Raw genomic sequence first — 7,892 nt, forward strand, 5'->3', positions numbered from 1 at the left:
CGGCAAGGGCGGCCCGGGCCGGGTCGGCGTCGGGGGCGGTGTCGTCGAGCCAGCCGGCACGGACCGCTTCGGCGGTCTCCTGCTCGACCTCGGCGAGGCGCTGGCGCAGATGACCGGCCTCGCTGCGGGCGCGCTGGGCCTCGGTCGCGGCGGCGGTGGCGTCACGGTGGGCCAACTCGCCGGCCTCCTGGAGCGCGGCGGAGCGCTCCTCCTCCTCGTTGGCGACGCGCTCGCCGTCCTCGGCGGCGGAGTGCAGCGCGCGTACGAGATCGGCGGCCGCCCTGGCACGGGCGGCCAGTGCGGGCGCGGCGTCCCGCTCGGCTTCGCGAATGGCCGCGGCGACCCGCGCCGCGCGGTCGGCGGCGGCGCGGTGCCTGAGGACCGCTTCGGCGGCCTGCCAGGCGGAGGCCAGTGTGCGTGCGTCGATCAGCTCGCGGCGCTGCGCCGCGGCCCCCTTCTCGGCGACGGTGAGTGCCAGCGACGCGTGCCGGTAGGCCAGTTCGGCCGCGATCAGCGAACTGCGGCTGCGGGACTGTTCGGCCTCGGTCACGGTATGGGCAGCGGCGGTGACCTGCTGGGCGAGCTCGGCGGCGCGGCCGCGATCCTCGCCTGCGCGCACGGAGAGCCTGCGGGCGAGCGTGCGGGTGCGTCGCTCGGCGCCCGCGTGGATGTCGCGGGCCCGGGTGCGCGTCCCGGCCGCCTCCACGATGCGGCCGAGCAGATCGACCGAGCCCGCCGTGAAGTCGCGTTCGGCGGTGAGCTCGGCCCGGCGGCCCAGCTTGTTGCCGAAGCCGCTGACCAGGTCGGCGAGTCCGTCGGTGTCACGGGTGTCGGTGACGGCACGGAGCAGCAGGTCGGTGAAGTCGGAGTCCTTCTTCACCGCGAAGAGGCCCGCGGCCTCACCCTCGTCCGCGTTCATTTCCCGCTGGTAGCGGAAGAGTTCGGGGTCGAGGCCGACGTCGCCGAGGTGCTCGTTCCAGCGGTCGTGGATCTCCTCCCAGTACACCTCGAGATGCGGGTAGGCCTTGCCCGCCTCGGTGATCGCGTCCCGGAAGCCCTTCATCGTGCGGCGCCGCCCCTGCGCGCCGGACGCGCCTTCGACGGGCGGGCGGACGGCGGTGGACTCGGCGACCGGGAGGGAGTCGAGGCTGAGCCCGGGCCCGGGCCGGAAGGAGTACCAGGCCTCGGCGAACTTCCGGGGGTCGTTGGAGACCTGTCGGCCCCGCCACTCGCTGACCTTGCCGACGACGACCAGTTCACCGGTGAGGGTGTGCTGCCACTCCAGGGCGACGTGGCCGCAGTCGTCGGCGAGCAGGAACTTGCGCAGTACGCCGGAGCTGGCGCCGCCCAGTGTGTTGCGATGGCCGGGCAGCATCACCGAGAAGATCAGCTTGAGCAGGACGGACTTGCCGCCGCCGTTCTCCAGGAAGAGCACGCCCGCGGGGGCCGGGCGGCGCGGCGGGCCGACAGGCTCCTCCTCGAAGAACTCGGCCTGCATCGGGGCCGGGTTGGGCACGGGCTCGCCGACTCCGCGCAGGTCCAGCACGGTGTCGGCGTAGCGCGCACCGGCAGGCCCGATGGAGTAGAGGCGGACCCGGGACAGCTCGTACATGGCGGCGGACTCTCGTCGTTCTCAGCAGGGTTCGGCAGGGTTCGGCAGGGACCAGCAGGTTCAGCAGGTTCAGCAGCTTCGGCAGGAATCAGGCGTGGAAGGGGAGACCGGCGTCGGCTGCCAGCTCCAGATCGTCGGCGTCGGGCGGCGGCACGAGCGTGGCGGTGCCGTCGGTGACGGGCACGACGCCGAGCTCCAGCAGCTCGGCCATGGCGGCGCTGCCCGCCATGTCGCGGACCTGCAGCTGGTAGCGGGCGGTGGTGCGGTACGCGCCGCCTGCGTCGTCGCCGGTGCGCTGCAGGAAACCGGAGTCGGTGAGGAAGGCGACGGCCTTGCCCACGATGCCGGTGGTCGAGCCCGCGAGGCGCCGGGCGTCCTTGGTGGCGCCGGTCGCGCTGCGGCGGGCGTAGATCCGCCAGGCCGCTTCCAGCCCCGGGGCGTCGGAGGCCGGGTCGGTGTTCTCCCCCTGCTCCTCGGCACGCTCCTCCAGGCGACGGCAGGCCTGGCGTACGAACGCGTCGACGCCGTTGACCGTGATCCGGCCGATGTAGCCGTCGTCGGCGAGGTCTTCGGGACGGGGGAACGCCATGGCGGCGACGGCGAGATGGGCGAGGCCGTGCAGGAAGCGGTCGGCGGAGTCGGTGGAGGCACGACGCGCGTAGTCGCCCATGCGAACGGCGAAGACCGAGTCCTCGCCGGCGGTCACGGCCATTCCGGCGCGCGGCGACACTTCGAGGACGACGAGGCCGAGTCCGGTGGCGACGGCATCGGCGAGCCGCGCGAACGCGGGCTCTTCGCGGTAGCGCCGCAGCAGGTCGGCGTACTCGGCGTCCCGCGCGGGCAGCAGCTTGGGCTGGAGCCCGAAGGAGACGAGCCGCGCGGCGTCGGCGGCGTCCGCGGGCGTGACGCCGGCGGACGCGGACATCGGGCCCGACGGGGGCCCGAGCGGCACGTCCGCCTCACGCCGGGTCCCGGCGTGCTCTGCGTGCTGGTCGCTCACGGCTGCTGCTCCTCTGTGCGGTGGTGCGGTGCTACGAGGTGGTGCGGTCGTACGAGGTGGTGCGGTGCCACGAGGTGGGCGGGGGCGCCTGCGGCGGGCCCACGCGGCGGAGCCGCATATCGGCACTGCCCCACCCCGCCCCTGCCCGCAGCGTCGCTATGGGGCTCGGCCGCGTGAGGGCGCCGCCCCGGACCCCACGCCGCGAACGCCGGCGGGGCTGGAATCTCCAGCCCGTCCGGCGTTCGAGGACGCGCCCGTAGGGCGTACGGGGGTTTGGGGGCGTCAGCCCCCGAGGAGAAGCTCACGCCGCCTCCGTGCGGTCCGCCGCCATGCCCGCCGCGTCCAGCAGGGCCGTGCCGACGATCAGGTCGGCTCCGCCGAACTCGGGGTCGTCCAGCTCCTTGCCGTCGTCGACGGCGAACAGCAGGCGCTGTTCGCCCTGGCGGTACGCCGTGCCGACCGGGGGGCTCGCCGCGTGGATCGCGAGGAGGGCGACGAGGTAGGGCAGGTCCGGGTCGCGGCGGCGGGCCTCGGCGAGGAGGCCGGAGAGGCGGCGTGGGGCGTCGTGCTCCAGGTCGAGCAGCTCCATCGCGCTCGCGAGCTGCTCCTCGCTGAAGCGGCTGTCGTCCGGGGTCGCGATCAGGTCGGGCTCGGGCATCTCCGCGCCCAGGTGCTCGCGCTCGACGGGCGGCGTCAGCAGCATGTCCACGAGGTCGCCGACGCGGACCGAGGCAGGGGTGCGCAGTCCGGTGCCACGGGCGAAGAAGGCGTCCGTGACGCGTGTGGCCTGCTCGACGGGGAGCGGCAGCAGCGGGGCGACGAGCTGCCCGTACAGATCCAGCCCGGAGCGGGCGGCGGGTGCGGCGAAGGCCTGGCGGTCCTGCTCGGCGCGGAAGAGCGGGCCGGCCTCCAGCAGCCGGGACTGGAGCTGGGTGTGGCGGCGGATGCAGTCCTTGACTATGTCGACGAGCTCGGCGGCGCGACGCTTGTGCTCGCCCGTCTTCGGATCGGAACCGGTCTCGGCCTCGTCGCGTACCTTGCGGATGTTGGTCAGGATCGCGTTCTCATGGCGATAGCGGTCGGCGACATGGTCGAGCGCCTCGGCGATCATGTCGGGCACGGCATTGAGCCAGTCGACGGCGCGCACGTTGCGGCGGGTGGCTTCGAGCGTCCTGCGGAGGGTCTCCGCGTACTGCACGGTCCGGTAGCGGGCCTGCTCGGCGGCGAGCTGCGCGTCGGCGAGCCGGCCGCGGGCGATCAGGACCTCGAGCTTCACCTCGGCGGCGATCTGCGCGCTGGTGACGTCCGTGTCGAGGGCGCCGACGAGGACGTTGACCGCTTCGTCGGTCGTCCGGAGATAGACGCTGCCGCCGTATCCGGGGACTTCCTCGATGAGTTTGAAGTCGTAGTCCCTTCGGACATACACCCCATCAGCCCCGAAAGTGCCGTAGACCGCACGGAAACCCCGGTCGACACTGCCGACGTTGATCAGGTTCTCCAGCACCCAGCGGGCCACCCGCTCGTGCTCCGCGGCGGGGCGCTGCGGGGCCTGCGCCGCGACGCGCGGAAGGAGTCTCGCCACTATCTGCTCATGGTCGGCGCCGGTGTCGAAGTCCATGTTGAGCGTGACGAGATCGATGGCGGCGAGGGCGACTTCGGCCATCGCGTAGATCGAGTACTCCCCGGCCAGATTCGCCTTGCGGGTGTCCAGATCGTGCAGCGGCGCGGTGCACGCGAGCGCGCGGAGCCGCCGCGCGAGCCCTTCGTCGGCGGCCGGGCCCTGCGCGGGGCGCGGCCCCGCGCTGAGCTGGGGCGGAACGAATTCCGTCGAGGCAGGCGAAGTCACGGTGCACAGACTAGGTCCTCGCACCGACAACGGTCGAAACGACGCAGAAACCCCGCGCCCGGCACACGAGCGGCCTCCGCCCGACGCACGCCCGGCCCTCCGACACACGGCCGGCGGCGGCACACGACCGGCATCCGCCCGACACAGCCCCAACCCTCCGACGCACGACCGACGCCGGCACGCGACCGGCGTGCGCCGGACACCCGCCTGATGCCCGTCCGGCGCCTGCCCGGCCGCCGACACACGGCCGGCTGCGCGTGTCCGACACACGGCCGGCGGCGCGTGTCCGACGCACGCCCGGCATCCTGCGCGCCTCAGCGCTCCGCCGCGTCCCCGTCCGGCACCAGCCCCGCGTACACCCGCACCAGCTGGGTGCGGGAGTCGTCGAGGTAGTCGGCGAGCAGTTGCTCCGCGCCGTCCCGTTCCCCCGCCTTGAGGGCGTCCAGAATCTGCCGGTTCCGTACGAGATAGGGCTCGTGCAGTCCCCGGGGGTCGTCCACGACATGGAAGGCGAGCCGGAGTTCGGCGAGGACGCCCCGCATCAGCTCGTCGGTGCGGACGCTGTGCGCGAGCGCGACGAGTTCCCGGTGGAAATGGATGTTGGCGGTGGAGACGCCTTTCCAGTTCTCCTCGCGTGCCGCCTGTTCGCCGCCGATGACCGCGTCGCGCAGACCGTCCAGCGCGAACGGCGGCTCGCCGAGCCCGTGGACGACGGCGCACTCGACCAGTCGGCGGGTGCGGTAGATGTCCTCGACGTCCTCGACGGCGAGAACCCGGACGAACACGCCGCGGTTGAGCTGATGGACCAGCAGCCGCTCGTGGGTCAGCAGCCGGAACGCCTCGCGCAGCGTGTTGCGCGAGACACCCAGCGCGCCACCGATGCTGTCCTCCGAGAGCCGCGCCCCGGGAAGGAAGAAGCCCTCCGCGATCCGGGTGCGCAGGATGTCCGCGACCCGCTCCGCCGTACTCGTACGGCCCAGCAACTGGCGGTCGTCAACCAGCTCGCCGAGTTCGGCCCCCGTCATCCCTGCAGCCCCCACAGCGCCCTCTATTCCGCTCTCCATGACCGCCGGCCCCGCCGGCGCCGTCCGAGTTCCATCGTAGAAGCAAGAACGAGACAACATGACTCTTGTCGGATCGTTCAACGATCCTCTACGGTGTGGTGGGCGTCACTCAGCAGAACCGGCGCATCACTCAGCAGCACCACTCAGCAGCACCCTCTCCCCCTCTGCGAGGTGCAGATGAGCACGACCCAGCAGACCCAGCCGAAGCAGGGCGAACGCCCCGAGGACACGGGTGCGTTCGCCTGGCTCCGGGCGCTCGGACCGCGCGGCCGCCGGGCTTTCGGCGGCGCGTTCGGCGGCTATGCCCTGGACTCCTACGACTTCTTCACGCTGCCGCTGAGCATGGTGGCGATCGCCGCGTTCTTCGGTCTCGACAGCGGCCAGACCGGTCTGCTCACCACCGTCACCCTGGTCGTCTCGGCCGTCGGCGGTGCGCTCGCCGGGATCCTCGCCGACCGCATCGGCCGGGTCCGGGCGCTGATGATCACGGTGATCACCTATGCGCTGTTCACCGTTCTGTGCGGCTTCGCGCCCAACTACGAGACGCTGCTGGTGTTCCGCGCCCTCCAGGGCCTCGGTTTCGGCGGCGAATGGGCGGTCGGTGCGATCCTCGTCGCCGAGTACGCCACTGCCAGGCACCGCGGCCGCACGCTCGGCGCGGTGCAGAGCGCCTGGGCCGCCGGCTGGGCCCTCGCCGTCATCGTCTACACGCTGGTGTTCCAGTTCCTCGACGCCGACACCGCATGGCGCGTCATGTTCTGGACCGGCGCGCTGCCCGCCCTGCTCGTCGTCTACGTCCGGCGCAATGTGACGGACGCGCCGGAGGCGGCGGAGCGACGCCGCGCGAGCAGCGAACGGGGTTCGTTCTCCGCCATCTTCCGGAAGGATCTGGCGCGCACGACGCTCTTCGCGGTCCTGCTCTCCACGGGCGTCCAGGGCGGCTACTACACCCTGGCCACCTGGGTGCCGACCTTCCTCAAGTCCGAGCGGGGACTCACGGTCGTCGGCACCGGCGGCTATCTGACGCTCCTCATATCCGGGGCCTTCATCGGCTATCTCACGGGCGGCTATCTCACCGATGTGCTGGGCCGCAAGCGGAACATCGCCCTGTTCGCCGTGCTCTCGGCCGCCTGCATCCTGGCGTACACGAACATTCCGGCAGGGGCGGACGGGCTGCTGCTCGTACTCGGATTCCCGCTCGGCTTCTGCATGTCGGCCATCTTCAGCGGCTTCGGCTCGTTCCTCGCCGAGCTGTATCCGACGGCGGTGCGGGGTACGGGGCAGGGCTTCACGTACAACACCGGCCGCGCGGTGGGGGCCTTCTTCCCCACCCTCGTCGGGTTCCTGGCCGACAGCTGGGGCGTCGGCGGCGCTCTCGTCTTCGGCGCCGTCGGCTACGGTCTCGCCGTCGTGGCACTGCTCGGGCTGCCGGAGACGCGCGGCCGCGAGCTCGTGTGAAAGGAACCTCCACCATGACCTGGGCTTCGATCGACCTCAACGCCGACCTCGGCGAGGGCTTCGGCCGCTGGCGGCTGACCGACGACGAGCAGCTGCTCTCCGTCGTCACCAGTGCCAATGTGGCCTGCGGCTTCCACGCCGGGGACGCGGCCACCATGCGGCGGGTCTGCGCCCTGGCGGCCGAGCGCCAGGTACGGATCGGCGCCCAGGTCTCCTACCGCGATCTGGCCGGCTTCGGCCGCCGCTCGATGGACGTCCCGCCCCCCGAACTGGCCGCCGAAGTCGCGTACCAGATAGGTGCGCTGGAGGTCTTCGCCCGTGCGGCCGGTACGCGCGTCTCGTACGTCAAGCCGCACGGAGCGCTGTACAACCGCGTCGTCCACGACGAGGAGCAGGCGGAGGCCGTCGTCGAGGGCGTCATGCTCACGGGCGAGCGGCTGCCGCTGCTCTGCCTCCCCGGCTCCGAACTGCACACGAGGGCGGAGAAGGCCGGACTCCCCGTCGTCACCGAGGCGTTCGCGGACCGGGCCTACACGGCGGACGGCACCCTCGTGCCACGGGGGCAGGAGGGTGCCGTCGTCACCGACCCGGGCGCCGTGGTCGAGCGCTCGGTCTCCATGGCCAGGTTCGGCGTCGTCACCTCGCTCTGCGGCCAGTCGGTCGGCGTCCGCGCCCGCTCGCTCTGTCTGCACGGTGACACGCCCGGAGCCGTCGAGCTGGCCCGCCGGGTGCGGTCGCGTCTGGAGGAGGCGGGTGTCCGCGTGGAGGCCTTCGTATGAGGCTGCTGCCCGTCGGTGACCGGGCACTGCTGGTGGAGCTGGGCAGTGGCGAGGAGGCCGAGTCGCTCCATGCCGAGCTGCTGCGCCGCCGCGCCGCCGGCACGCTCCCCCCGGTTCGGGAGATCGTGCCGGC

5 protein-coding genes and 2 pseudogenes are annotated in these 7,892 nt (G+C 72.6%); 3 read left to right on the forward strand and 4 right to left on the reverse strand.

What is annotated here, in order from left to right:
* The 4 genes and pseudogenes from ACWGI8_RS34890 to ACWGI8_RS34905 form a co-directional block, all read right to left on the reverse strand.
* Positions 1-1,612: pseudogene (locus ACWGI8_RS34890) on the reverse strand (hypothetical protein); the annotation flags it as partial.
* An 88-nt stretch (positions 1,613-1,700) separates the two neighbouring features.
* Positions 1,701-2,612, reverse strand: a complete 912-nt coding sequence (locus tag ACWGI8_RS34895) for a hypothetical protein (RefSeq protein ID WP_453667169.1) — start codon at positions 2,610-2,612, stop codon at positions 1,701-1,703.
* 301 nt (positions 2,613-2,913) lie between these two features.
* Positions 2,914-4,458: a hypothetical protein gene (locus ACWGI8_RS34900; protein ID WP_453667171.1), complete on the reverse strand. Its 1,545-nt coding sequence runs from the start codon at positions 4,456-4,458 to the stop codon at positions 2,914-2,916.
* Between the two features lie 314 nt (positions 4,459-4,772).
* A complete protein-coding gene (locus ACWGI8_RS34905; RefSeq protein ID WP_453667173.1) occupies positions 4,773-5,483 on the reverse strand; it encodes a GntR family transcriptional regulator in 711 nt (236 codons plus the stop codon).
* Positions 5,484-5,699: 216 nt separating this feature from the next.
* Here ACWGI8_RS34905 and ACWGI8_RS34910 point away from each other — a divergent pair, with 216 nt between their 5' ends.
* From ACWGI8_RS34910 to ACWGI8_RS34920, 3 genes and pseudogenes are all read left to right on the forward strand, one after another.
* Entirely contained in the window at positions 5,700-6,980 is a 1,281-nt protein-coding gene (locus tag ACWGI8_RS34910) for an MFS transporter (RefSeq protein ID WP_453667175.1), read from the forward strand.
* Between the two features lie 14 nt (positions 6,981-6,994).
* Complete coding sequence (locus ACWGI8_RS34915) at positions 6,995-7,759, forward strand: LamB/YcsF family protein (protein WP_453667177.1); 765 nt, start codon at positions 6,995-6,997, stop codon at positions 7,757-7,759.
* Positions 7,756-7,892, forward strand: a pseudogene (locus ACWGI8_RS34920) (allophanate hydrolase subunit 1); the annotation flags it as partial. The gene ACWGI8_RS34915 and the pseudogene ACWGI8_RS34920, both read left to right, overlap by 4 nt.

The sequence above is a fragment of the Streptomyces sp. NPDC054841 genome, assembly GCF_053611045.1.

Bases quoted from the DNA above. Each gene is read 5' to 3' on its own strand.
- ACWGI8_RS34910 (WP_453667175.1), top strand. From the start codon at position 5,700: ATGAGCACGACCCAGCAGACCCAGCCGAAGCAGGGCGAACGCCCCGAG.
- ACWGI8_RS34905 (WP_453667173.1), bottom strand. From the start codon at position 5,483: ATGACGGGGGCCGAACTCGGCGAGCTGGTTGACGACCGCCAGTTGCTG.
- ACWGI8_RS34915 (WP_453667177.1), top strand. From the start codon at position 6,995: ATGACCTGGGCTTCGATCGACCTCAACGCCGACCTCGGCGAGGGCTTC.